This window comes from Anaerocolumna sedimenticola, assembly GCF_009931695.1.
Taxonomy (GTDB): Bacteria; Bacillota; Clostridia; order Lachnospirales; family Lachnospiraceae; genus Anaerocolumna; species Anaerocolumna sedimenticola.
Genome location: NZ_CP048000.1, coordinates 4,455,098 through 4,480,725 on the forward strand (window position 1 = coordinate 4,455,098; position 25,628 = coordinate 4,480,725).

22 protein-coding genes are annotated in these 25,628 nt (G+C 34.9%); all 22 read right to left on the minus strand.

Annotated features, from left to right (window positions below):
- Positions 1 to 119: 119 nt before the first annotated feature.
- Positions 120 to 344 (minus strand): helix-turn-helix transcriptional regulator, encoded by a 225-nt coding sequence (locus Ana3638_RS19795; RefSeq protein WP_161839567.1) that lies wholly within the window; start codon positions 342 to 344, stop codon positions 120 to 122.
- Between the two features lie 472 nt (positions 345 to 816).
- The gene (locus tag Ana3638_RS19800; protein WP_161839568.1) at positions 817 to 1,212 is read right to left on the minus strand and encodes a response regulator transcription factor; all 396 of its coding nucleotides are present in this window, start codon (positions 1,210 to 1,212) and stop codon (positions 817 to 819) included.
- A gap of 14 nt (positions 1,213 to 1,226) precedes the next feature.
- Positions 1,227 to 4,649, minus strand: coding sequence for a PAS domain-containing hybrid sensor histidine kinase/response regulator (locus tag Ana3638_RS19805; protein ID WP_161839569.1), 3,423 nt, complete (start codon positions 4,647 to 4,649; stop codon positions 1,227 to 1,229).
- Between the two features lie 39 nt (positions 4,650 to 4,688).
- Complete coding sequence (locus tag Ana3638_RS19810) at positions 4,689 to 5,723, minus strand: protein-glutamate methylesterase/protein-glutamine glutaminase (RefSeq protein WP_161839570.1); 1,035 nt, start codon at positions 5,721 to 5,723, stop codon at positions 4,689 to 4,691.
- 61 nt (positions 5,724 to 5,784) lie between these two features.
- Positions 5,785 to 6,600, minus strand: a complete 816-nt coding sequence (locus Ana3638_RS19815) for a CheR family methyltransferase (protein WP_161839571.1) — start codon at positions 6,598 to 6,600, stop codon at positions 5,785 to 5,787.
- A gap of 17 nt (positions 6,601 to 6,617) precedes the next feature.
- Complete coding sequence (locus tag Ana3638_RS19820) at positions 6,618 to 8,336, minus strand: methyl-accepting chemotaxis protein (protein WP_161839572.1); 1,719 nt, start codon at positions 8,334 to 8,336, stop codon at positions 6,618 to 6,620.
- A 45-nt stretch (positions 8,337 to 8,381) separates the two neighbouring features.
- Positions 8,382 to 8,879: a chemotaxis protein CheW gene (locus Ana3638_RS19825; protein ID WP_161839573.1), complete on the minus strand. Its 498-nt coding sequence runs from the start codon at positions 8,877 to 8,879 to the stop codon at positions 8,382 to 8,384.
- Between the two features lie 46 nt (positions 8,880 to 8,925).
- The gene (locus tag Ana3638_RS19830; RefSeq protein WP_161839574.1) at positions 8,926 to 11,001 is read right to left on the minus strand and encodes a chemotaxis protein CheA; all 2,076 of its coding nucleotides are present in this window, start codon (positions 10,999 to 11,001) and stop codon (positions 8,926 to 8,928) included.
- A gap of 31 nt (positions 11,002 to 11,032) precedes the next feature.
- Positions 11,033 to 11,395 carry a response regulator gene (locus Ana3638_RS19835; RefSeq protein WP_161839575.1) on the minus strand — a complete coding sequence of 121 codons (363 nt, stop codon included), beginning with the start codon at positions 11,393 to 11,395 and terminating at the stop codon, positions 11,033 to 11,035.
- 758 nt (positions 11,396 to 12,153) lie between these two features.
- Complete coding sequence (locus tag Ana3638_RS19840; protein ID WP_161839576.1) at positions 12,154 to 15,906, minus strand: Ig-like domain-containing protein; 3,753 nt, start codon at positions 15,904 to 15,906, stop codon at positions 12,154 to 12,156.
- Between the two features lie 429 nt (positions 15,907 to 16,335).
- Positions 16,336 to 16,728, minus strand: a complete 393-nt coding sequence (locus tag Ana3638_RS19845) for a DUF2680 domain-containing protein (RefSeq protein ID WP_161839577.1) — start codon at positions 16,726 to 16,728, stop codon at positions 16,336 to 16,338.
- A gap of 372 nt (positions 16,729 to 17,100) precedes the next feature.
- Entirely contained in the window at positions 17,101 to 17,319 is a 219-nt protein-coding gene (locus Ana3638_RS19850; RefSeq protein ID WP_161839578.1) for a DUF3006 domain-containing protein, read from the minus strand.
- 84 nt (positions 17,320 to 17,403) lie between these two features.
- Positions 17,404 to 17,808, minus strand: coding sequence for a ComEC/Rec2 family competence protein (locus tag Ana3638_RS19855; protein ID WP_161839579.1), 405 nt, complete (start codon positions 17,806 to 17,808; stop codon positions 17,404 to 17,406).
- Between the two features lie 125 nt (positions 17,809 to 17,933).
- Positions 17,934 to 18,431 carry an MBL fold metallo-hydrolase gene (locus Ana3638_RS19860; protein ID WP_161839580.1) on the minus strand — a complete coding sequence of 166 codons (498 nt, stop codon included), beginning with the start codon at positions 18,429 to 18,431 and terminating at the stop codon, positions 17,934 to 17,936.
- Positions 18,432 to 18,721: 290 nt separating this feature from the next.
- The gene (nudC, locus tag Ana3638_RS19865) at positions 18,722 to 19,570 is read right to left on the minus strand and encodes an NAD(+) diphosphatase (protein ID WP_161839581.1); all 849 of its coding nucleotides are present in this window, start codon (positions 19,568 to 19,570) and stop codon (positions 18,722 to 18,724) included.
- Between the two features lie 120 nt (positions 19,571 to 19,690).
- Entirely contained in the window at positions 19,691 to 20,092 is a 402-nt protein-coding gene (locus Ana3638_RS19870; protein ID WP_161839582.1) for an FMN-binding protein, read from the minus strand.
- Positions 20,093 to 20,665: 573 nt separating this feature from the next.
- The gene (locus Ana3638_RS19875; protein WP_161839583.1) at positions 20,666 to 21,178 is read right to left on the minus strand and encodes a tetratricopeptide repeat protein; all 513 of its coding nucleotides are present in this window, start codon (positions 21,176 to 21,178) and stop codon (positions 20,666 to 20,668) included.
- A gap of 225 nt (positions 21,179 to 21,403) precedes the next feature.
- Entirely contained in the window at positions 21,404 to 21,655 is a 252-nt protein-coding gene (locus Ana3638_RS19880; RefSeq protein ID WP_161839584.1) for a hypothetical protein, read from the minus strand.
- 712 nt (positions 21,656 to 22,367) lie between these two features.
- On the minus strand, positions 22,368 to 23,096 hold the full coding sequence (locus Ana3638_RS19885) for a YebC/PmpR family DNA-binding transcriptional regulator (RefSeq protein ID WP_161839585.1): 729 nt from the start codon (positions 23,094 to 23,096) through the stop codon (positions 22,368 to 22,370).
- Positions 23,097 to 23,351: 255 nt separating this feature from the next.
- Complete coding sequence (argR, locus tag Ana3638_RS19890; protein ID WP_161839586.1) at positions 23,352 to 23,813, minus strand: arginine repressor; 462 nt, start codon at positions 23,811 to 23,813, stop codon at positions 23,352 to 23,354.
- Positions 23,814 to 23,815: 2 nt separating this feature from the next.
- Positions 23,816 to 24,682, minus strand: coding sequence for an NAD(+)/NADH kinase (locus tag Ana3638_RS19895; RefSeq protein ID WP_161839587.1), 867 nt, complete (start codon positions 24,680 to 24,682; stop codon positions 23,816 to 23,818).
- A 75-nt stretch (positions 24,683 to 24,757) separates the two neighbouring features.
- Positions 24,758 to 25,624, minus strand: a complete 867-nt coding sequence (locus Ana3638_RS19900; RefSeq protein ID WP_161839588.1) for a TlyA family RNA methyltransferase — start codon at positions 25,622 to 25,624, stop codon at positions 24,758 to 24,760.
- Between the last annotated feature and the right edge of the window lie 4 nt (positions 25,625 to 25,628).

Here is a 25,628-nt window from a genome sequence, read left to right on the forward strand (position 1 = left end):
TCGCACTTTCTATTTTATTTTTCTTTCAACCTAACGCCCATGTAAACCTCAATTTTTTAAAATACTGCTATTTTAAGAAATCTGTGATATTATTAATTAATACTAACCCAAGAAATAAATCATCTGCCGGCAGATGATTCACTGCTTACCTCCTCCTCATAAATAAATATTTCTTCAATACTTAATCCAAAATATCGTGCTATTTTAAAGGCTAAAATAATTGAGGGATTATATCTGCCATTTTCCAAAGAACCTATTGTCTGCCTGGAGACCTCCAGGACTGCCGCAAGTTCTTCCTGCTTTATCCCCCGTTCTTTACGAATTTCTTCTAATTTATTTTTCACTGAACCACCCCTTTCGAAGTTAATGTAAAGTATACTTTCCATATACAATATACATCAAAAAAAACTTAATGTCAAGTAAACTTTCCATAATTTATTTTTTTACATATTCATCCCTGATTTCGTACTCGGATACCAGTTGAGCAGATATTTCTCAACCACTAAACTCCTCTATGCTCAGCAGGCTAAAACCTACAACCGGAAGAAACACGCTTTGCGAGTTTCTTCGGTTCGCGTGCACGTTCGAATTATTGCAAGCAAGCTTGCTAATTCTCACTTTGCTTTCGCGGAAATAAAAAAAACTATCAACCATATCGGTTGATAGTTTAGATTACCTATTTCAGTGTTTCAACTGAGTTATTTTTTCTAAAAACTGCCGCGTTCTGCTGCCTTTTCGTTCTTTATCTCCAATATCTTGTCCACGGAAAAACCATATGCAGTACATATTGCCTGCAATACTGCAACGAATATCAAACTATGGTATTAATTCCAGTTTCTTTAAAACATCGATCAGTTTTTGCGTATCTATCGGTTTCGCTGCATAAGCATCACAACCAATATCAAAGGCATTTTGAACGAATTGGGTTTCTGCCAATGCGGTAGTCATAATAATTTTTGATCGTTTTTCAGGGAGAAAACCTTGCTGGGATTCTAAATCTCTGATATATTTCAGTACCTTCACGCCGTCTACTTTAGGCATCATGATATCCAAACAAATAAGATCATATGGGTTACCATCTTTCATTGCCATTAAAAAAGCATCCAAAGTTTCCACTCCGTCAACAACCAAATCACATTCTCCATAAGCGGAAAGAAACTTAAATAAAAACTTTCTGCTTGCTAAATCGTCTTCTGCTATTAGAATCCTCATCTTAATACCTCCTGTCAAACATTTGCATCCTGATAAATTTTAAACTCCGATTTCAATTTTTCTATATGCGATACTGCTTCTTCTAAATTTCCTCGCCTGATTGCTAATTCAATTCGAAAAGCACTATCTTTTAATTCACCTGCATCCATATCGTTTGACTTAAGTTTTATCTCATGAGCCATATCTTCTATTGTCATTAAATCATTATTATCCATTGCAGATTCCAAAATAGTTATGGCGTTTTCAATTTCCGTCAATTGCAAAATACTTTGTTTGTTATCTAAACTTCTGGTTCTGTTTGTAAAGATGACTTCACCGTTATCTTTTAATATTACTTTGTCTGGAGTATTATCGGTTAAATTACTCTGATTTATTATAATGTTTTCAAGAATTTGAAATAATTCATCATGTTTTACAGGTTTTGACAAATATTCATCCATTCCATGTGCTAAAAAACGCTCCCTGTCACCTTGCAGCGCATAAGCAGTTAATGCTACAATTGGTGTATGCTTACTTCCATTTTCTCGGATACGTATCTGTTTTGCTGTTTCAACTCCATTCATAACAGGCATTTGTATGTCCATCAGTATAATATCATAATTGTTTTGATCATATAATGCAAGTGCTTCTTTTCCGTTACATGCAATTTCAACCTTGCAACCTCTTTCTATCAATATCTTTTGTACTACTTTACGATTAATTGCATCATCTTCCACTAAAAGGATGTCAAGAGGTCTATTGACTTTCTTAATCGTTGGTACTAAATTTTCTTTTTTAACTGCTGATTTACCGATTTTAAACTTTAAATGAAAATGAAAGGTACTGCCTTTTCCTTTTTCACTTTCTGCATATATTTTGCCGCCCATTAACTCAACCAACTGTTTTGAGATAGCAAGCCCCAAACCGGTACCGCTGAATTGTTTTGTATAAGAATTCTCAATCTGACTGAAGCTTTTAAACAGCCTTTTTAAATCTGTTTCTGCGATTCCAATTCCGGTATCTTTGATAGAAAATTTTACTTCAATCTCATCCTGGATTAATCGCAGTTTGTCAACTATCAGATTTATATCCCCTTTTGGTGTAAATTTCATAGCATTACTGATTAAATTATTTATTATCTGACGGAGTCTGTTAGGATCACCAATCAAGAAGTCAGGTATATCTGAGTTATATATTAAAGAAAGCATGAGGCCCTTTTCACTTACTTTAGGCGAATGGGTTTTTACTAATTCTTCCACAAGTTCTTTTAAATTGAAATTAACATTTTCTATGGATAATTTTCCCACCTCCATTTTGGAAAAATCTAATATATCATTAATAATCTTTAACAAAGAGTTTGCACAAGCCTTAGCCGTTACCAGATTATCTTTTTGTTCCTCATTTAACTCGGTAAGCAACGTAAGATCTACCATTCCTAACATACCATTAATCGGTGTGCGGATTTCATGGCTCATATTGGCTAAAAATTCGCTCTTTGCCCTGTTTGCAGCCTCCGCAGCTTCTTTTGCTGCAATAAGCTTAATCTCCCATTGTTTTAAATTGGTTATGTCTTTCACTATAGTTACGACAATTTTCTCTCTTGGACTATAAATGGATATGGATAACCACTTATTATAACTTTCAACAAAGAACTCCTCAAGCTGCACATTGCCGCCCTGGAATAATTTATGAGCATTTTTATAAATAGCCTCCAGTATGACATCACTATTTTGCGGAAAGATTTTTTTGAAACTGATACCGATTATTTCTTTTTCTTTTGTTTGAAATAAATTTTCAAATGATTCGTTTACTTCAATAAATCTCATATCTATGGGTACTTGCTCCTTATTGAAGATTAACTTATAATAAGCATACCCGCTTTGCATATTCATAAAAAGGGAACGGTAATTGGATTGGCTTTCCAGGATTTTCATCTGATTTTTTTTCCGCTCGGATATATCCCTCACGATGCTTAGTAAAACTGTTCGCCCGCCAATTTCAGCACTTTGAGAACTTACTTCTACCGGAAATATACTGCCATCTTTACGGCAATGAATGGTTTCAAAAAAAATACCGTCTGAATATGCCTGTTCCGTTTCCAGTGGATAGCTCCAATCAGACCTGATATTACGTATATTTATGGAACGTAACTCCTCATAAGTATATCCGTATGCAAAAGCGGCAGCCTTGTTGGCTTCAATAATACATCCGTCAATATCAATGAACAGCATAATATCCCTGGTATTTTTGGATAGTAATTCATATCTTTTTAAAACTTCTTCCGCTTCTTTACGGTCTGTTATATCAAATACGGAACCAATATAACCGGCAAAACTTCTATCCAGATCATAATAAGGTGCTCCCGCTTCCAGGCACCAGCGGTAAGTCCCATCATAACGGTGAATGCGTACTTCCAACTGATAATATTCCCTGTTACTCATTGCCTGGGTACGGATTTCCATATATCTGTCAAAATCTTCGGGATGAATTAAGTTAGACCAACCATAACCAAAAGCTTCATTATATGAAATTCCGGTAAAATCACTCCATATTTTATTTACATAATTATATACCAGACCCTCATCAGTTTTCCAAACACATGAGGGAATCTGTTCAAGAATATTATTACAGTAATCCCTTGATATGGCAATTTTAATTTCCTGCTTTTTTCGATCTGTTATATCAAGTAAAGTAACCACTGCATTTCTTAAACCGTTTATAGTTATTGGTGCTACACTGATGCGAAACCAGCAATCCGTTTTCTTACCATCTTTTATAAAAATTTTATTGAATTCAATATTACTGGTGGCTTTCCCCTGTTTCATTGCAAGGGTAGCAGCATTCCAAATCTCGCAGTCACCACAGTGGCCACAACCTTTTTTGTTTTCCAATCTTTTTAAACAGTAAAAACTATCTCCAAAATGCTTATAAACAACCTGTTCTCTGCTTTTATTAAAAAACTGTAAGGCAGCATCGTTAACTTGAGTAATATATAAGTTATCATTTAAGATAACCATACCTACGGGCGCATGGTTAAAAATTGCTTTTAAATTATTTTCTTCATCCATACGTTGCATTTCTAAGGTCTTAAGCCTTGTGATATCCCGTAATACAATAACTGCTCCTACCAAAGAACCATCTGCTGCTTTTACCGGAGAGCAGGTTGCCGAAATATATTTCGTAAACCGGTTCGTTAGTAGAACCGTATTATTATCAAGCCCAACAGTTACCTGATTTTGTAAAACATAAGAAATAGGATTATTAATAGGTAACTTCGTAACAGCATTATAAAGCGCGCAAACAGCTTCAAAGTTCTTTCCTAAGGCTGTTGACATAGATATCCCTGTTATTTTTTCCGCTATTTGATTCATATATATAATATTACCGGTGAGATCCGTTGAAATCACACCATCACCAATACAAGATAAAGTAGTCTCAGCAAATTCAATATTTTCCATATTACAAAACTCCTTTTGCCTGATAGAAACCTATGCGTCTTATTCGCTTAACATAGAATACAGCAATAACGATATCTTGTCCAGTGAGGCCTGTCTTTCAACTGCTCCGATATTAAATGCGACCTTAGGCATTCCATATACAACAGACGACTTTTCGTCCTGTCCTATAGTCCTTGCACCCTTTTGTCTCATAGCAAGCAGGCCTTTCGCACCATCATATCCCATTCCCGTAAGTATGATACCGATGGAATTTGCTCCTGCCTCTTTTGCTACTGATTCAAATAAAATGTCAACAGAGGGGCAATGACCATTCACTTTACTGCCTTCATAACAATCTACCCTGTAATTCTCTCCGACTTTCTTTATTTTCATATGTTTATCTCCCGGTGCTATCAGGATATGCCCCTTCTTTATATAATCACCGGTCTTCGCTTCTTTTACATGAAATGCTGTAGAAGTATTAAGCCTTTCTGCAAACATACCGGAAAACACCGGAGGAATATGCAAAACAATTACAATTCCCGGAATATGATTCGGCAGTCTTTTAATCAGATTATAAATTGCCTCCGTACCTCCTGTTGATGCCCCGACGGCAATAATTTTCGAGGAACCCGAAATTGCATTTACCTTAACGTTATCTTCAGGCAGATCACAAGAATTCAGTTTTGGGTTAAACTGTACTTTTGCCGCAGCTGCGATTTTAATCTTGAATATCATATCATTAATAAACTCTTCTACACTTTTAGCGGAATTCATATTCGGTTTAGCAACAAAATCAATGGCACCGGCATTCATTGCCTGGAAAACGGAATCACTTATGGAACTGACAACAATAACCGGTAAAGGGTATTGCGGCAATAATCTTTTGATAAACTCAATCCCACTCATTTTCGGCATTTCAACATCACAGGTCATGACGTCCGGCTTATACTCTAATATTTTATCTCTGGCATCAAACGGGTCCGTGGCTGTAGCTACAACTTCCATATTGGGGTCTGTTGATATACCTCTTGCTAAGACTTCCCGATAAACCATACTATCATCAACAACTAAAACTTTTATCTTTCTTTCCAAATCTGCACCTCATAATTATTTAACTGATCATCAGTGATTTAGAATTTCTCCCCTTATAGCATTATTCTTTTCTATAAACCGCAGGCATAAGATATTTAAATCTGGTATCATCGTGGTTCAGGGATTCGGAGTGTCCAATAAAAAGATATCCTCCGTATTCCAGATAATCATAAAATTTCTGTACCAGTTCCTGCTTGGTTTTACTGTCAAAATAGATCATAACGTTCCTGCAGAATATTACATGGAATTTCTTTTTAAATGGAAAACTCCTATTAATTAAATTAAATTGCCGGAATATTACTTCATTTTTTATTTTATCCTGGAAGATATAATGTTCTTCGTCCTGTCTTTTTAAATAGTAATGTTTCCATTCCGGAGGCAGAGCTGATATATCTTCACTTTTGTAAATGCCAGTTACCGCTTTTTCTAAAACCGAACCGGATATATCGGTTGCTAAAACTTTGGAATCCCATAAGTGCTTTTCCCAACCGAAATATTCATCCATGATCATTGCTAACGTATATGGTTCTTCTCCGGAAGAGCATCCGGCACTCCAGATTCTTAAATCCTTATCAGTCACTGTATTCTTCAGATAAGGGAGCACTTTATCCTTAAAATAGTCAAAGTGCTCCGCTTCTCTCATAAAAAACGTATGATTTGTAGTTATTTTATTAATGAGTATAGAAGCAGCATTACCGGTTTTGTCCGAAACCAGATAATCATAATAATCAGTGAAATTCCGGAAATTCTTTTCCATCAGCACATGCTGAAGTCTGCCCATAACCAGGGCCTGTTTTTCCGGTTTCAGATAAATACCGTAATAAGATTTAATATATGTAGCAAGTTGATTAAATTCTTTCTCTGTAATTGTAATCACTTTAGTTCTTTACCACCTTAATATTTACCAAATTCATTGTCATTCAGAGTTATCTGTGGCTTTGGGACAGCTGTTTCCCCCTGTTCTTTCCGATTTTTCTTAGGGTTTCTATTTTTTTCAGCCATATTCTCTAACATATTCAGCACATCCGGACTGATGTTGTCTATAGAATTATAGTTCGTTGTATTCTGTTTTAATTTAAAATTGCCAACCATTTCTCTTAACAATAATGCCTGGCTGGAAAGTTCTTCACTGGCACTTGCACCTTCTTCCGAAGTTGCCGAATTGGTTTGAATGACCTCTGAAATCTGCATTATTCCCTGATTAATCTGTTCGATACCTACCGCCTGTTCATTGGAGGCAACAGCGATATCTCCGACTAAAGATGCGGCTTTCGTAACATCGGTAACTATTTTGGTAAGAGCGTCTGCTGTTTCATTAGCTATTTTAGTACCTATTTCGACTTTTTTTATAGAACCCTCAATCATATCGGTGGTTTCTTTTGCCGCATTTGCTGATCTTGCAGCAAGATTCCTTACTTCCTCTGCCACAACGGCAAATCCCTTTCCGTGTTGACCGGCTCTGGCCGCTTCTACAGCAGCATTTAATGCTAAAATATTAGTCTGGAATGCTATTTCGTCAATAACTTTAATTATTTTTGATATATTGGAAGAAGAATCATTAATATCTTCCATGGCTTTTAGCATCTCGTTCATCTGGAGATTGCCGTGTTCAGCATTGTTTTTAGCAACTTCAGCCAAATCATTCGCCTGATTTGCATTCTGAGCATTTAGTTTTGTCTGTGAGGAAATTTCTTCCAGTGAGGCTGTCAGTTCTTCGATTGAACTTGCCTGTTCCGTTGCACCTTGCGATAGTGCCATACTGGAATCAGAAACCTGTTTTGACCCGGAAGCTACCTGTTCTGCTGCTGAATTAATATTAGTCATAACCTGGTTTACGTTATCTGTCATTTTCTTAAAAGCTTTAGCCAAAATCCCTACTTCATCATTTGAATAAACATCAATGGTTACATCCAGATCTCCGTCCGCAATCCTATTAGCGGCTTTAACAAGTCGATTAAGCTGCTTACTTATCATATTGGCAAGAAGTAAACCAAAAAGTACTGCCAGGATAATACCAATAATCATGACACCTATCATTAAAGCAGTTTGCTTTTTGAAATTTTCAGCATTGGTATTAATCGTATTAGTTGATAATAATTTATTATAATCTACTAACTTTTGTAATGCTTCGTCTGCTTCCACTCTTGCATTCGTAACATTATCCAGATCACTTAACGCCTCATCATATTTTTGATTCTTAATTATATCCAGATTTTTATTACGAACTGTCCGATAATTTTCCATACAGCTAAGGACATTATCATATAGTGTTTGATTTTGTGAATCACCTAAGATGGTTTTTTTATAATTTTCCAATAAGGTATTGGATTGCTCTACTAAACTTGTTATTTCGTCCATCCGGGTTTGAAACTTAGTTGAATCTCTTTCATATAATACCAATAAATGATCTGCCCGTACTTGTTGCAAAGCAGTTTGTATTTTAGCAAGATCCTGAGACGGTAAAAAGTCATTATGATACATATTCATACTGGTGTTATTTAAGGTATTCATATTACTGATGCCTACTATACCTACAATTCCGGTAAATATTGCAAGAACAATAAAACAAGCTATTAACTTTGCACGAATTTTCATATTTAAAAACCACTTCATAATTTCCTCTCCTGACTTATGACGGAACTACAAGTTCCCTTATTTTTAATTTATATATACCTCATCCAAATCATTAAGCTCATCTTCTGATAACAATTTTTCACAATCCAACAATAACTTTACGTCATTACCAACCTTTCCGATTTTTTTAATGTAACGGTTAAATCCTTTATTCATTTCAGGCGGATCCACAATCTCCTGCTCCGGTATGGTAAGAACTTCCGATACACCGTCTACGATTAAACCGATAGAAATATTTTTTATATCTACTACAATAATACAGGTTCTGTCATTGTAGCTTTTCGCTTCTTTCTTAAATCGCAGCCTGACATCCATTACCGGAATAATTTTGCCTCTAAGGTTAATGATTCCTTTGACATAATCAGGCAGTTCCGGTATTTCTGTTATAGATTGAATACCTATGATTTCCATAACATACTGTATTTCAATTCCGTAACTTTCTTTCCCAAGAGAAAAAGTCAGATATCTCCCTTTTTGGGTATCTTCCTCCATTTCCACAGCACTATTATTTATCTCTTCCATATTCAGCTCCCATCTGTGCTTTGCACTTTTTTTATAAGGTGTGAATCTATTTACTTTGGATTAATCCAGTAACATCAAGTATTAAACTAATACTGCCGTCTCCTAAAAGTGTACACCCTCCCAATCCTTTTATCTTTTTATACCGCACAATGTAATCCGGCAAAGATTTAACTACAACCTGCTGCTGACCAATTAACTCGTCTGCAAATATGCATAACCTTTTTTCTTCTTGCTGGGCCATAATGAATATTCCTTCGGTAAATTTCACAATATCAGTCTTTACCTTGTAACGCTCATGCAGGCGTAAAATAGGATAACACTGCCCTCTTACCATTATCATTTCATTTCCGTCAGGGTCAGTTATAAGATCTTTATCCATGGGGCGGAAAGATTCTTTGATGGAATTGGTAGGTATGGTATAATAGGATTTACCGACTTTGATAGTCATACCGTCTATGATTGCTAAAGTGAGAGGAATTTTCAAAGTGATAACGGTTCCTTTATCAATTCCGCTGTCTACGACTAACGAACCGCCGACCATCTCAATATTTTTAGCAACCACATCCATTCCCACACCTCTGCCGGAGAATTCCGTTACACTTTCTTTTGTTGAAAATCCCGGCAATAATATGAGGTTATAGATTTCTTTCTCTGTCATTTCATTTTCATCTTTATAAAGCAAATTATTTTCTTTCGCTTTTTGAAGAATTTTTTCTTTGTCTAAGCCGCTCCCATTATCTTTTACAATTACCAGAACGTCACTTCCTGCATTTTTTGCTTCCAGGGTTATGGTTCCATTCCCCTGTTTACCTTTTTGCTTCCGTTCTTCCAATGATTCAATACCATGATCCAGGGCATTTCGAACCAAATGCATTAGCGGATCAGAAATATGCTCAATGATATTTTTATCAACTTCCGTATCTTCACCTATAATCTCCAGTTCTACTTCTTTCCCCAATTTTTTATTCATATCCCGGACGATTCGATGCATTTTTTGGAACGTAGCTGATAAGGGTACCATTCGTATGGACATTACCATATCCTGCATTTCACTTGTAATCTTACTTAGCTGCCGTGCTGATTTTTGAAAATTGTCCAGTATCAATCCCTTTAAATCCGGATTCTGTATTACCATTGCTTCGGCAATCACCATTTCTCCGACCAAATCCATCAATTTATCCAATTTAGCTACACTTACACTGATTATACTTTGGCCGGTTGATATGACTTGTCCTTCTTTTGTACCTGTCTCTTTTTCTCTTACCGCAGTATTCTTTACAGATTGAGAAACCGTACTGTCCGATAGCTTTATCTCTTTCGTTTTAATAAATTGTTTAAATTCATCCTCAGTTTCTAATTGGATTAATTCTAAGTCTTTCAGAAATACTGTATGTATTAATTGTTTATGCATGTACTCATAATCATAATTTGATTTAAAAAATATTTGAAACCCATCTTTGCGGATAACCTCAATACTGTCATCGCTCTCCATAATATCATCCGGAATGTAATAAACCTCTTCTGTAATATCTTTTAGATCATGAATTACTGCATAGGCTCTTATGTTTTCCATTTCACAGCCATCTTCAAAAAAAATGGTTGCTTTATAGCTGTATTTATACAAAATGGGTTCTTTCTTTTGCTGACTTATGTAATATTGTTGTTTTTCATCTTTTAATGGCTGGATTTCACAACTGACACCCGTATCATTATTTTGCTTCAATACCATTAAATAATCTTTTAAATTAGTTATAAGCGGTGTTGAATTTCCATCAGCCTCTTTATTAATTTTTATCTTTTCCAGTTCACTTTTTATAAAATCCACTCCGTTTAGAACTAAATCAGATAGATATGAATAATCTACCTGTTCCGGGCTGCACTCTCTAAGATAATAAAATAAATCCTCAATGGTATGAGCTAATGTAGAAATATTATTAAACATCATCATGGATGATGATCCTTTTATTGTATGCATGATACGGAATATTTCGTTTATTGCTTCCAGGGTATAGCTGCATTCTTTTTCACTTGACAATATAGATTGTTCCAATTGTTCCAACAACTGAGCAGTCTCAAATATGAACATATCAAGAAGTGGTTCATTGGTATATTGGTCAGACATCGGACTCCCCCTCTTCTTCCATTTGAGATAATTATATCGTAGTCAATTTGTTTAATGATTGGATAACCTGCTCTTCTTTAAAAGGTTTTATAATAAAGGTTTTAGCTCCGTTTAAGATGGATTGTTTTACTAATGTTTCCTGTCCCATAGCTGACACCATAATAATTTTGGCTTTAGAATCATATTGCATGATTAATTTTAGTGCCTCAATCCCATCCATCTCCGGCATTGTAATATCCATTGTTACGATGTCCGGTTTTAATTCTTTGTATTTGCTAACCGCTTCCAAACCATTACCGGCCTCTCCTGCTACCTCATAACCACCTTTTTCTAGCATGTTTTTAATTGACATCCTCATAAATGATGCATCATCAACAATCAAAACTCTCTTCATATGTATCTCCTTTCAATTCCTTATTCCCCCGCAAAGGCCTTTTATATAACATTCAGCGTAGATATAATCTGTTTTTTCGGTGATTAATTATCTCTGTCCATTCTATATTTTTACTATATTTCATGGCACATCCTGATATAATATCAGATAATTGTACGCTGTCTGTTTTTCAACTTATTTCACCTGCTTTTATGGCAGTCTCAATTATTTAATCCATGGATGAATCTTCTTCTATGAAATACTTTTCCGTATTATTCCATCCAAAAAGCTTTTCCATATATATCCACTAGAGGTAGTAAGTACTTACATATCCTTTTTATAACATTATATCTGTAAAAATTTCCTTTGTCAATATATGTTTTATATTGTCGAAGTTAATTTTATAACATCATTTTTTGTCAAATAGTGTTATCTGAATGGTATCCTTGGGTTGTCCCGATTGAAATGGTCGGTTGAATGGTTCGATTGAATGGTTCGATTGAATGGTTCGATTGAATGGATTGAAAACTATAGAAAAGATAATTTTACTGAATAAAAGCTTATTATAACATTTATACCAATATAAAGGTACAGGGCGGGATTTCAGCACAACCTGAAAATCCCACCCTATAAAGAATTGAATTTAGTAATTATTTAAAATTATTTTACTATTCGGTTAAAACTCTCTAACACTCAAATCCCAAACCCACCGCTTACGCTGCACCAAGAAGCGGGGGAATTACTTGTAAGGTTAAATTGGTTCTCTTTATCTGATTAAACTACCTGATTTTCACTACTTGCAGTCTACAGGTTAAGCGTCTGCCGTTAACAGTGGCTGTTATGGTTGTCGTCCCGGTTCTTCTGGAACTTACTAAGCCATTTGAAACAACTGCTATATCATTGTCTGCGACATCCCAGGTAATGCCGCTGGTTATGCCTATCACGGTAAGCTGGTAAGTGCTATATTGTTCCAACACAAGGTTGGTTGTATTTAAACCAACAACTGTTACTTTCGTAGTAGCTGTTTTTCCTGATTCCGTCATAACCGTTATATTTGCAATACCAGGAGTACGCGCAGTTACTGTACCTGTTGACGAATTTACGGAAGCAACGGTTTTGTTATCACTTTCCCAGGTAAATCGGTCAGTGGAAGTAGTCGGATTTATTGCTTTCTGTACTGTTGTAGTTTCACCAACTACCATAGTAAGATTCTGATTAATTATAGTAACGCTATTAGCAGGTGTCCTTTTTTGAACAATAACAAAACAGGTTGCAACTTTTCCGCTGTTATCTTTCGCAGTAGCTTTTATGGTAACTGTTCCTTCCGCAATTGCAGTTACATTACCTTTGGAATCAACAATTGCTACTTTCTCGTCACTTGAACTCCAGTTAAGCGTTTTGTAAGTCGCATTACTTGGATTAACTTTGGCTGTTAATTTAAAGCTGCGTCCTTCCACGGTGGTAACGGAAGTTTTACTTATAGAAATGGAAGTAGCCTGCTTTACTACACGAATGATACAGGTATCTTTTGCTTTGCTTCCATCCTGTGCAGCTGCGGTTATTGTAACCGTACCTATAGCTTTACCTGATACTCTACCATTAGAATCTACCGTAGCTATTCTACTGTTGCTGGAAGACCATTTTAATTTCGGTTTGGTAGCCGCATTACTTTTTACCGTTGCCTTTAAAGTATAACTTTTACCCAGCCCTACCGGTATATTGGATTTATTGAGTGTTACGCTGGTAACCCGTTCAACTACGGTAACAACACAGTATGTAGTAAACCGCCCATCATCTGTTTTACAGGTAATGACTGTTGTCCCACCCTTTATACCTGTTACGACACCGGATGCGGATACAGTAGCAACGGAAGTTTTCGAACTGGACCACTTAATACTAACTTCATCGGCTGCTGAACTTGGTACGATTGTTGCTTTTAACGTAAACTTATCGCCTTTTACTATATTTTTTTCCTTGTAATTAAGTTGGATACCGGTAATTTGCTCTTTGACCGTAACATAACAATACGCAATTTTACCATTCGAGGTTTTTACCGTTATAGTTGCCGAACCAGCCGCAACAGCAGTTACAACACCATCTTCATCTACGGTAGCGACCGTTGTATTAGAGGATTCCCAGGTAAAATCATCCTTATCACTGTTTGCCGGAGTTACGGTTGCTTTTAATTCATAAGTCTGATTTACAAACAATTCCAGATCAGTAACGTCTAATTTAATTCCTGTAGCTTTTTGTTTTACCGTAATAGTACAGGTTGCTGATAAACTGCCATCTGATGTTTTTACTGTAATCACAGCCTGACCGGGTGCTACTGCCTTTACCAATCCGCTTGAGTCTACCGTAGCCACCGTTGTATTTGAAGAACTCCAGGTAACATTTTTATTTGCTGCATTGGTAGGTGTAATAACATAACCCAATCTTACCGTATCACCTACATCCATGGTTTTGGTTGTTTCATCCAGAACAATACCCGATGTTGATACTTGTACCGTAATATTACAGATAGCAGTTACAGCAGGATTGTCATCTGAAGTCGCTATAATGGAGGTAGTTCCTCCGGCTGCCAAAGTAACTAATCCATTACTGTCTACCGTAGCCACCTGTGTATTGGTTGATCTCCAATTTATCTTTTTGTTAACTGCAGTATCCGGAGTAACCGTTGCTGTCAGCTGATATGTCTTTTTAGATAATGCCAGTGTCAGAGATGTATTAGATAATGTTATTTTGCTGACTTTATCTTTCACCGTAACATGACAGTAACCAACAACAACATTTTCCTCATTGATTGCAGTAATAACTGCAGCGCCAGGTGCAAGTCCCTGAATTGTTGCCGATAAATCGTAAGCTTTATCTACTTTAACAACCGTTTCATTGGATGATACCCATTTTAAATGTACATTATTTAATTCAGCCGGTTCAACCGTAGCTGTCAAGGTTGTTTTTTCATTCGCATTCAAGGTTACTGTTGCAGGATCAATGGCAATCTTATTAACTGACGGCTGTACGTTTACGGTACAGGTAGCCGTTTTAACGACTCCATTTATGGTCTGGGATGCTGAAATGATTGCAGTCCCCTGGCTCACACCTGTAACAAGACCGTTTTTGTCAACTGTTGCAACAGCAGGCTTATCGGAAGTCCATACAATCGGTGCAACTTTGTTTGTTACATATGCATCCAGCTGTATGGTTCCGGAAGTATATATTTTAACACTGCTGTAATTAAGTGCTATACCGTCAATAACCTTAATAGTAAAGGAATAACTTTCCGGTGGTGTTGAAGTAGAACCTAAAACTGTTAATGTTACAGTAGTTTCTCCAACTTCCATAGCTTTGATAATACCCTGGCTGTCATTGGCAATAGCTGTATTGCTATAGTCAATACTGAACTTTTCATAGGAGTCAATGTTTGTATTATCCTCAATACTATAGGTATCTCCCACGTTCATTATAATTGTTTTATCACGGTCATTCACTTTGATCGGCACGGTCAGTTTAAGCTGGATAAAACCAACATTGCCCCTAATATTCTCTTTTAATTCAGATGGTTTATAATCCTCTTTTATGTATCCTCTTATAAAATAAGTTCCCGCCTTGGCACCATTTATAATAAACTTATTACTATCCAAACTGTACGATATCTTTCCGCTAGGAACAGGCTTAAAATCAGTATCATATATCTGCCAGAATAATTTTTGAGCACTGATTGCATTTGTATAAATATTTAAAGGAAAAACATTTGTTTCTTTAGTAAGGTTCGTTGTATAAGAATCACTCTCATTTAGTCTGGCTTTTGGCTCTACTATTACCTTAAAAGTCTTGGTAATAGGTTCTTCCTTTAGGGTAGAATTGGTGCTGACTTCTATGTCCGTTTCGCCCGCACCTTTTATTGTCATTTTTCCAGTGGTATTATCTATCTCTATAACATTCGTGTCCAGAGATCTCCAGGTCATTTGAGTGCTCGTAAGAGTTCCATTATCTGCATTGGTGTATTTTAGTTTTACTGCTTCTACAGGGTCACCTACGTTACCACTTAATAACATTGTATAATTATCCTGTAAGTCTGTTGTAAAAATCGGTTGAAAGGGTGCAATGCTCTTATCAACCTTATAATCAACCTTTACCTTACAGGTAAGGGTATAATAGGTAGTTCCTTTTTTAATAATTGCAGTTACTTTAGAATAACCGGGACCTTTCCTGGTTAGTTTGGCAATCATAGGATTTGGATTTAATGGATCAGATGCGTTTCCGCCCTTAACTTCCAATACATTTGTGTCTGAAGATTCCCAGGTGACTGTATCCGTCCCCGATATTTCCATACCAGCCTCACATTTTACAATAATGCTGTCTTCTGCCTGCTTGAGTTCTATTTCGGCACCTTCTTGTATGGCACTTTCGTAGAAAAACCAATAATCACTATTAGCTGCATAAACCTGGTAAAACTTCCATAGCCCTGCAATCATAAAAACTACAGCACAAACTGTTACCAATAAAAATTTCTTTTTCTTAATATTCATTTGTGACCTCCCTGCCAGTAACACTCCTATTATTACTATAAATTAATAAGTAAGAAGTATTAAATAAAATACTTATCCTTGAATAATTTATCAATATTTACACAATAACCCAATACTTTGTCATTTTTGTGTTATTTTGAATAATTCATTCAAATAATCTAAATATAGCCAATTATGTATCAATTCTGATTTTAATCATTAATGTTTATTCCTAAATATATATAACATTTTTATTAGTTCTTATCCTCCCTTTTTCCCTATAATATCACATTTTTCATCTTTTTTAGTTTAGCATACTCTTACTGTTAAAGCAAGTAATGTTGCCACGGAGTAACTAGCATATTTTTCCTAGTTATAATACTTGAATAAAAAAGTTAGCGTTCTTGTTGTTATATCGATCCGTAACCTGCCGCTTTTAATCTTTACCTGTTATTTTCTTCCTTTTTGCCTGATAAATGGAAAATCCCCGCTCTCTTTTATTCTATTATATCTTTCCTGCATACGGGATTTCATAGCTTCTGCATCATTTTGCTCTAATATTCCAAATTCAGCTAATTTATCCATTAACCTGCTTTCAACTTTCATTTCTTCCTCTAACAGCGAATAAACTTCCTCTTTTTGCTTAGCAGATAGAGTATTCCATTTTTCTGAAGCTTTTTTTAATTTTTCTTCAATTGCTTTTCTATCTTTATTTTTGTTAAGATTATCTGTCTGAGTTACTGATTCCGTATTTGTTTCAGCCGCAAAGGTGGTAATTGGACTTATACTAAGGAATCCTATCATACCTGCTAAAGCCAAACCGCATAACTTTCCTTTATCCATCCTGCTTCCTCACTTTCTTAACAACAAGTACACTAACTTTCTGAATTAGTATTCCCATAAGATGTGAAGAAAGTGTGAATTCCATAGAAATATCCTTTAATGTAATAATTACCATTGAACCAGAAATATGTAACATAATTTAATCCTATTAAATTTTATTTTCATTTAATTAATTTCATAATTCTTTCACGAATCGTTCATACCTGCTACACATTTTTCATTTATTATAATATTATAAATAAAATAAATTTTAGAAGCCACGACTGCTATAGTGGTTACTGGCTTCGCCTACAAATAAGTAACCTTAACATAGATTTTCATAAATCTCCCTCTCTTTAGCCAGCTGATAACAGTTGGCTTTTTTCTATAAATTTACTCAGCCAGTTCTTCTAATAATCTTGCTATCTCTTCTTTCCTTTTTAGATATTCCTCCTGATCTTCTTTGATTGTTCCATTATCCGTTATAATAATACAACTTCCCTCTGTTACCCCTTGTGGCAAAGATGACCTTGGAATATCTATCATAGTCCTGTCTTCTTTTTCACATACTGCAAACTCTTCTTCAAATCTATCTATTATAAGTTTTTCCATATTGTTCTTCTCCTTTCTGAATATTAAACCTTTGTTTAATATTCTTAATTTGTCATTTATAAATTTACTTTTTAACATATCCATTTATTTGGGCGGATTACATCTGCTGCAGGGAGTTAAATTCTTTGCTTTTGCATCGTTTAAAGAAGTTTTTATTTTACTCTGGCTTAAGTATGGGCAGTTAGGCAGATGATACTTCTTTCCGGTTTTCGTAATGTATACTATCGTGCTGTTATCCGTACTTTTTACCGACTTTATTTCAGTAGGTTTTGCATTAAATGTTATCTTATTTCCCGTGCTGGATGCTACAATTGTTCCGCTTATATCAGTGCGATAAGTCTTTATATTCTTTTTAGCCAGTAAATTTAACGTACTGTCACTCGGATGACCATAATTATTTTTACCAACTGATATTACAGCATAATCCGGATCTACCGCATTTAATAATTTATCGTTTGTACTGGTTTTAGAACCGTGATGTCCACACATTAATACATCTGCTTTTATGTTTATTTTATTAGCCAGAATATCGGTAATTGCTTCCGACTCATTATCACCTAAGAATATAAATGAGTCATTACCGTTGACCAGCTTTATCCCTACGGAATAATTGTTTATATTATCACCATAATTATAATTTTCGGGGACAAGATAGTAAAAGAAGCTTTCCCTAAAGTATATTTTGTACCAACAACCGGTTTCGTTATTTTTAAACCTTCTTTTTTAATTGTAGTAACTAAATTGGTATATGCTTTTGTAGTATGTGTTATAATCGGTACAATTACTTTGCCAACGGTATACTTTTTAATTACATCATCCATGGCACCAATATGGTCTTCATGAGGATGTGTCGCAATTATGTAATCCAGCTTTTTAACTTTTTTCGATTCCAGGTAATTGATAATTACATCAACGTCATCCGTATCGCCTGCATCTATTATCATATTCTTTCCGTCCGACTGGATCAAAACGCTGTCCGATTCACCAACATTTATGTAATTTACCTGCATAGGATAATACTTTGCTGCCGCATAGGTATTATAAATTACACCGGAAATTGTTAAAGCAATCAGAAAAATGCTTAAATAACTCAGATATTTTTTTAATTTCATAAGATAAACTCCTATTTTTATTCTATTATATCATCCGCCTTATTATGGATTCGTGGGATATAATTTCATAATTTAAATTTTTTCATATAAGTACCTATTTTCGTTTACTTCTATCCTTTGTATAGCATCCATACATGGTTAAAGCCGGAAGAAACACGCTTTGCGAGTTTCTTCGGTTCGCGTGCGCGTTGGAATTATTGCAAGCAAGCTTGCTAATTCTCACTTTGCTTTCGCGGAATTAATAAAGCGGACCTTTCTAGATATTTTTAGGGTCCGCTTATACATCTCTATTAATTTGACATTTTGTTCATCTGGTCACGGTACCAACGAATCATCTTACCTGCTACACTGTCGGTGTTTGGAATCTCCGGTAAGTTATCTGCACTATACCAAGCAGCATCTGTAATTTCGAAATTATCTACCTCTATTTCTCCGCTTTCATATTCAGCGGTAAAAGCCATCATTAAAGAATCTGGAAACGGCCAGGGCTGGCTTCCAAAATATTTCATGTTTTTAACTTTAATCCCTACTTCTTCCCGGATTTCTCGTACCACACACTGCTCCAGAGTCTCTCCAGGTTCAACATAACCAGCAATAAGACTATATAAATCCTTTTTAAAATTTTTATTATGAGCTAGTAATATCTTATCCTTATGAAACACTGCTGTAATCGTTGCCGGAGAGATTCTTGGATATACCGTATATCCGCAATTAGGGCAGATTTTTGCTCTCTCATCTTTTTTATCCGCAGTTTTATGTCCACAGTAACCGCAATACTGATTCACGCTATTCCAATGGAGTATATGATTTGCCGTACCTGCAAGTATAAATAACCCCGGATCACCGGTTTGTACTGTAATTTCCCTTAATTCCACTGCTTTTAGATTCTCTGTAAGTGTTTGCAAATCGTCTATCTTTTTGCAATAACAGGCATGACCGTCGTATCTGCCGATATACACCATGTCTCCATCTATTGATATGGTATCTTTCAATTCATTTATTTCAGGAATCCGTAATTGATTGTCTGCTTTCCATAATAATATTTGTTTACCAGATATAATAAGGGCCCACGCATCTTTTTCAATTTTTTCCGGCTTTAGAAATGCGGGTATGTATTTAACTTCACTTGATATCATCATTTCAATTTACCCTTTCTTGTTTAAAAATCCCTCTGTGGACCATAATCCGATTTATGGTACACAGAGGAATTTTCTTATGTATTTTTATTCAATGGTTCGAGGCTTTAATACCCTTTAATTTTATTGTTCTAAAGCATTTTCAACAGCTTTTTTAATAACCTTACTTGAATTGGTCGCTCCCGAAATAACATCAACATCAATGCGCTGCTCTTGCAGTATTTTATCCGTTATGGCCTCCGCATTGCTTCCATGCTCATTTTTGTGTTCCAGTAGTTTTACATTCGTTAATTTTCCGCCTTTAACGGTAACCTCGACTTTAGCATAAATAAAATCAACATCACATTCTCCGATATAAGTTCCGTCGGCTATACTAGAAATATCAATATCATTATAAGTTAAATTACTTACTTTTTCCTGATATCGGTTGACCCGAAGCATATAATTAATAAAATATGCAGCTGCAATCAGTAGAACTACGCATACTATTACTACCAGAATCCTGGCTTTCTTTTTTGTTTTCATACCTAAAACCTCTTACATCATAACCAAATTTTTTAACATTTCTTACAATCATTGAGTAGTAGTTTATCATTATCTTCCTCCAAAAACAAGCGTTAATATATTAATATTTTGTAAAAAAATTAATGTTTATGATTCATTTTTTGTATTTATCCTTATAGCCGCTAAAGAAATAGGCAGTATTCTAGCAAACTTTCCATAGTTTTAAAACTGGAAGAAACACGCTTTGCGAGTTTCTTCGGTTCGCGTGCGCGTTCGAATTATTGCAAGCAAGCTTGCTAATTCTCACTTTGCTTTTTCCTTGAATTCCTTGTAATAAACCAAACCACAGAAATTTGAACTACGATTACACTAAAATTTACTGCTAACGGAAGAATCCTGTTTTGCTGTGAAAGAATCCCGGATGTGCTTCTTTCATATTTATTTTCTCCTTTAATTTTTATTGTTAACATCAAATCCTTTCTTTAAAGATTTACCGGTAATACCTGCCGAACCAAATTATAATCTGTTTTTCATATACTTTTATACCTCTAATTCCATGTATAATTTAAAGAAAATCTCACAGTAAATGGGATACTATTTATCAATATATTGCTGCTTATTAAAATCCAAACCACTGGCTGCTTCAAACATCTTTAATGAAGTTATTGCTATCTGACTATCAGGAAATTCTTTTAATACCTGTTGGTATAACTCCTTTGCTTTCTCACCATTCCCTAGCTGTCCATAGCAAAATGCCATATTTAATAAAGCCATTTCAGTATATGAAATTTGGCTGGGGGACAGCATTACTATATGTCTATATTTATCAATCCATTTATATTTTGAAAAATATAGGTAGCTTTCATGAAACTCAACTAATGCCTCATCATATTGGTTATTTTTAATATAGTTAATTCCTTTTCTATGATTTTTTGGTATTATTGCTCTCCCAGTATAGGAAACCACTAAATATACAATTAAACTCTCTTCTATAGGAATTGAAATCCCCATTAAAGAAAAAATTCCATAAGAAATAACTATCAACAAGATACTCGGTAACAAGAAACTATATTTTATTTGTCTTACAATTGGAAGCTTAGAAGCCATATTATACTCTCCTTTTTAATTCGTATATTGTAATACGTTCATCAATGGTATCTTTCTTATTTAACCGTTGATGTTAAAACTTTTATAACTAATCATTAAACTTAGTTTTCTTCTTAAATATATAAATCACGAAAATTAATCTGTATAGAATCATATCCTTTAAAGAGTTATACATGCAGTATGGGTAAAGATCCTACCCAGAAATCCGCTAAAGTTGATATGCTCTTATTTCTTAATAGAGAAAAATCTAACTAAGGAGGGGGCACATAACGATGCAAATGGCAGATATAATTTATCCGGATTTAAAAACGTTTTATCCTTAATTAAAGATAATAGAATAACGATTAAAAATGTACCCAAAAACGAAAGAGCAGCCTCTTTAGCAATGGTTGTAAAGCCGATCTTTTTAATTCCATACATGGTACCTATTACAACACATATTCCCAATAATACAATTGAGATATAAAGTAAAATCATATATATTAATCCAATATGTTGTATTATAGTCAGAATTTTTTCATTTGCTATATTAGGATTAATTAGCGCAAACAACAGAATTACAAGGGAGAAAATAAAAAAGGATGTCAAAAATATAATTATTAATTTTACCATACGTTTCCTATTACCCTCATCTATTATATACATAAAGACCTACATTAGAATTATATCAGATGTTAGTATTTTATTATACATGTAGTATGTGGTAACACCCTACCTGATTTTCGGATAGAAATATAAATTAATCAGTCTTAACAATAATCAGTCAAGCATCCCAGCTTCCATCTTCAATTATTTCTTTTATTATAATATTCCAGTTTGGAAAAGTCAAAATTTACCTCAATAAATTAATGGATGCAATCTTGCAGATTTAAATGTATTGTGCCATAGGAATTCATACAAAAAAAGAGGATTTGATAACCCCTCTGCATTGCATCTATAAATTATATTCAATTCTTTTTAATATCTGAATAACGATTACCTTTTCATATCACCAAACTGATTCTTTTAAAATATCTTGATTTTACATAGAAAAATCCTCCATTCATCACTTGTGTCAGTTGTGATAAATGTAGGATTAGAAGTACCCTCCATTTTCTATTTAAAGCTACCTAGTATATCATACTGGTAAACTTTTTTCTCTTTTAAAATTGCAAAAAACCAATAAAAACAGTACTATCAGCCTTTTCCCTTACTCATCCCAGTTATGATATACTTCCTGTACATCATCATCCTCGTCGAGTAAGTCAAGAGTACGGTTCATCATTTTAATATCCTGATCACTGGTTAATTCTACCCAGGTCTGCGGAATCATAGTTACGTCAGCCTGAGCCATTGGTATTCCTGCTTTTTCCAGCGTTTCACGAACTTCACTAAAAGAATCCGGATCGGTCAGAACTTCAAAGCTATCGTCTTCTTCTGTAAAATCTTCCGCACCGGCATCTAATGCGATCATCATAAGTTCATCCGCTTCCATGTCGCATTCTTCTTTATCTATAATAATTTGGCCCTTTTTATCAAACATAAATGATACACAACCTGGTGTACCTACATTACCGTTACCTTTAGTAAATGCATTTCTTACATTGGATGCAGTTCTGTTCTTGTTATCGGTCAAAGCTTCTACAATAATTGCAATTCCATTAGGACCATAGCCCTCATAGGTTACAAATTCATAATTGACAGCATTTGCATCACCTGCAGCCTTTTTAATACTTCTGTCTATGGTATCATTAGGCATATTATTGGATTTAGCTTTCGCTACGATATCTTTTAATCGACTGTTACTATTAGGATCCGGACCACCTTCTTTTACCGCTACCGCTATTTCTCTTCCTAATTTCGTAAAGATTTTTCCTTTTGTAGCATCATTTTTTTCTTTTTTATGCTTTATATTGGCAAATTTGGAATGTCCCGACATATTAACTCTCCTTTTTATTATTAATGGATATAGGTAATTGCGAAACTCTAGAGTCTTCTGGATATACCATACAATTAATACGAATTTCATATCTTCAGTTGCCTTTAGGGGCAAAATTCAGCTCTGTCATTGTATTAATTGCATGGCATATAAATACAATAATCTAGTTTTTCCAATTACCTAATTTAAATCGCAGGTTCTTCAGATCATGAGATAACCTGCACAATAAAACATTGTACCACGGTCTGTTTTTATTTACAAGCTTTTTGAATTGATAAGTTTGTTCAACTTTTCCATAACAATAACGGTTTCTTCCGTAGTTTTAATTACGCACATAACCGTATCGTCTCCTGCAATACATCCCATAATTCCCTGAATGTGTAATGCATCCAAAGCTGCTGCAACAGCCATAGCCATACCGGATACGGTTTTTACAATAATAATATTCTGGGCCATGTCCATGGAAACAAAACCATCTTTTAAAACACGGACAAATTTCTCACTTAAACCGGTTTCCGTATTGTTTAAAACAATATATTTCTGTCTTCCGTCATCTACTGATATTTTGGTTAATTTTAATTCTCTGATATCTCTGGAAATTGTAGCCTGAGTTACATTATAACCTGCTTTCGTTAGTAAATCTGCCAACTCTTCCTGGGTTTCAATATCATTCTTATTAATTAACTCTATAATTTTACTCTGTCTTCCTACTTTCATATTTATTCCCCGCCTTGTCCTATTTTTGTTCTTAGTATATCAAAAAAACTAGTATGATTGATTTTCACTAATTTTGTTTCTTCTTTTGCTTTACCCACTTCTATAATATCTTCTGCCTGAAGTAAAATTGCCATCCGTCCGTCAAATGTAGCTATTGCTTCTTCTTCCTGGGTCTTTTTGCTCTCATCGATTTTTATCTTAACAGCATCCTCGGAAGAAACCACAATACTTCTGGAATTTAAAGTATGAGGACATATTGGTGTTATGATAATAGTTCTTGCATCCGGTTTAACAATCGGCCCACCGGAGGATAAATTGTATCCTGTGGAACCTGTCGGCGTGGATACAATAACTCCGTCACCGCGATACCGCCCTACTAATTCATCATTTACAAAAATACTTACACTAATAATCCTTGAAAAACCACTTCGGGTTATAACAATATCATTTAATATAATACCGCCGTAAACCCGCACTTTTTTGCTATATACATTTCCTTTCAGCATCATTCTGTTCTCTAAACTAAATTGATCCGAGTATAAGACATCCAGCGCTTCATAAAGGTTATGCTTTTCAATTTCTGCCAGAAAACCCAGTGTTCCAAGATTTATACCAAGTATAGGAATCCCTTTTCCTGCAAGATCATTCGCAGCCTGTATAATGGTACCGTCCCCGCCTAATACAATAGCGCATTCCGTATCTTTAGGAATAGTACCTGCATCCGTAAAACGGTTTTGGTAATTTACAGGGTTTTGACCTTCCAAAAGGATACATTCCTTTTGATTTTTCCTCATATAATCTACAATCTTAGTTGTAATTTCTAAATCTGTATCTTTATCCCGATTTGTTATTACACAAAACTTTTTCATTAAAAGCTCCTATAAATTACATTGTTATGATTATTTATACAATGCCCATATTATTGTATCATAAACACTCCTTATTTACAAGTTTAATGTATTATGAGCGACTCCTACAATATTATGAATATAATTCGATAAATTACCTATATCATCATTGTGGACGTACTGATTGCATTCTTCTAAAGCAAATTCAGTCTCCTGTTCCCGGTCAGGGATGATATCTTTCTGAATATGTAATAAATATTCAATATTACCCTCCGGTCCTTTAATCGGTGAATAGTCCAGATTAAGAATATGAAAACCTGTGGATACGGCATAAATAATTACTTTCTCTATTACTTCAATGTGAACACTCTGTTCACGAACTACACCTTTTTTCCCTACTTTTTCCCTGCCTGCTTCAAATTGAGGTTTTATAAGGCATACAACCTCACCGCCGTCTTTTAACAGTTCTCGTACGGGTAACAAAACCTTTGTAAGGGATATAAATGCTACATCTATGGATATAAAATCTATACTGTCCGGAATTTGATTCGGTTCCAAATACCTGATATTGGTCTTTTCCATGGAAACAACCCGTTCATCCTGTCTTAATTTCCAGGCAAGCTGATTTGTTCCCACATCCACGGCATAAACTTTACTGGCTCCGTTCTGCAGCATACAATCCGTAAATCCTCCTGTTGAGGACCCCACATCCATACATATTTTTCCCTCTAAGGAAACCCCATATTGTTCAACAGCCCTTTCTAATTTAAAACCTCCGCGGCTTACATATCTTGATGGAATACCTTTTACTTCTATGGTTACCGAATCCGCAAATGTACTTCCGGCTTTATCTTCTCTCTGCCCGTCAACGAAGACATTTCCTGCCATGATAATCGCTTTTGCCTTTTCCCGGGATTCTATCAGGTTTCTTTTAACTAATAAAACATCCAATCGTTCCTTCACAATA

Excerpts from the sequence above, each read along its gene's own strand:
- Ana3638_RS19800 (WP_161839568.1), bottom strand. The coding sequence starts at position 1,212 with ATGAGGATTCTAATAGCAGAAGACGATTTAGCAAGCAGAAAGTTTTTA.
- Ana3638_RS19805 (WP_161839569.1), bottom strand. The coding sequence starts at position 4,649 with ATGGAAAATATTGAATTTGCTGAGACTACTTTATCTTGTATTGGTGAT.
- Ana3638_RS19820 (WP_161839572.1), bottom strand. The coding sequence starts at position 8,336 with ATGAAGTGGTTTTTAAATATGAAAATTCGTGCAAAGTTAATAGCTTGT.
- Ana3638_RS19825 (WP_161839573.1), bottom strand. The coding sequence starts at position 8,879 with ATGGAAGAGATAAATAATAGTGCTGTGGAAATGGAGGAAGATACCCAA.
- Ana3638_RS19830 (WP_161839574.1), bottom strand. The coding sequence starts at position 11,001 with ATGTCTGACCAATATACCAATGAACCACTTCTTGATATGTTCATATTT.
- Ana3638_RS19835 (WP_161839575.1), bottom strand. The coding sequence starts at position 11,395 with ATGAAGAGAGTTTTGATTGTTGATGATGCATCATTTATGAGGATGTCA.
- Ana3638_RS19840 (WP_161839576.1), bottom strand. The coding sequence starts at position 15,906 with ATGAATATTAAGAAAAAGAAATTTTTATTGGTAACAGTTTGTGCTGTA.
- Ana3638_RS19845 (WP_161839577.1), bottom strand. The coding sequence starts at position 16,728 with ATGGATAAAGGAAAGTTATGCGGTTTGGCTTTAGCAGGTATGATAGGA.
- Ana3638_RS19850 (WP_161839578.1), bottom strand. The coding sequence starts at position 17,319 with ATGGAAAAACTTATAATAGATAGATTTGAAGAAGAGTTTGCAGTATGT.
- Ana3638_RS19855 (WP_161839579.1), bottom strand. The coding sequence starts at position 17,808 with ATGTGTGGACATCACGGTTCTAAAACCAGTACAAACGATAAATTATTA.
- Ana3638_RS19860 (WP_161839580.1), bottom strand. The coding sequence starts at position 18,431 with ATGAAATTAAAAAAATATCTGAGTTATTTAAGCATTTTTCTGATTGCT.
- nudC (WP_161839581.1), bottom strand. The coding sequence starts at position 19,570 with ATGATGATATCAAGTGAAGTTAAATACATACCCGCATTTCTAAAGCCG.
- Ana3638_RS19870 (WP_161839582.1), bottom strand. The coding sequence starts at position 20,092 with ATGAAAACAAAAAAGAAAGCCAGGATTCTGGTAGTAATAGTATGCGTA.
- Ana3638_RS19875 (WP_161839583.1), bottom strand. The coding sequence starts at position 21,178 with ATGGCTTCTAAGCTTCCAATTGTAAGACAAATAAAATATAGTTTCTTG.
- Ana3638_RS19880 (WP_161839584.1), bottom strand. The coding sequence starts at position 21,655 with ATGATTTTACTTTATATCTCAATTGTATTATTGGGAATATGTGTTGTA.
- Ana3638_RS19885 (WP_161839585.1), bottom strand. The coding sequence starts at position 23,096 with ATGTCGGGACATTCCAAATTTGCCAATATAAAGCATAAAAAAGAAAAA.
- argR (WP_161839586.1), bottom strand. The coding sequence starts at position 23,813 with ATGAAAGTAGGAAGACAGAGTAAAATTATAGAGTTAATTAATAAGAAT.
- Ana3638_RS19895 (WP_161839587.1), bottom strand. The coding sequence starts at position 24,682 with ATGAAAAAGTTTTGTGTAATAACAAATCGGGATAAAGATACAGATTTA.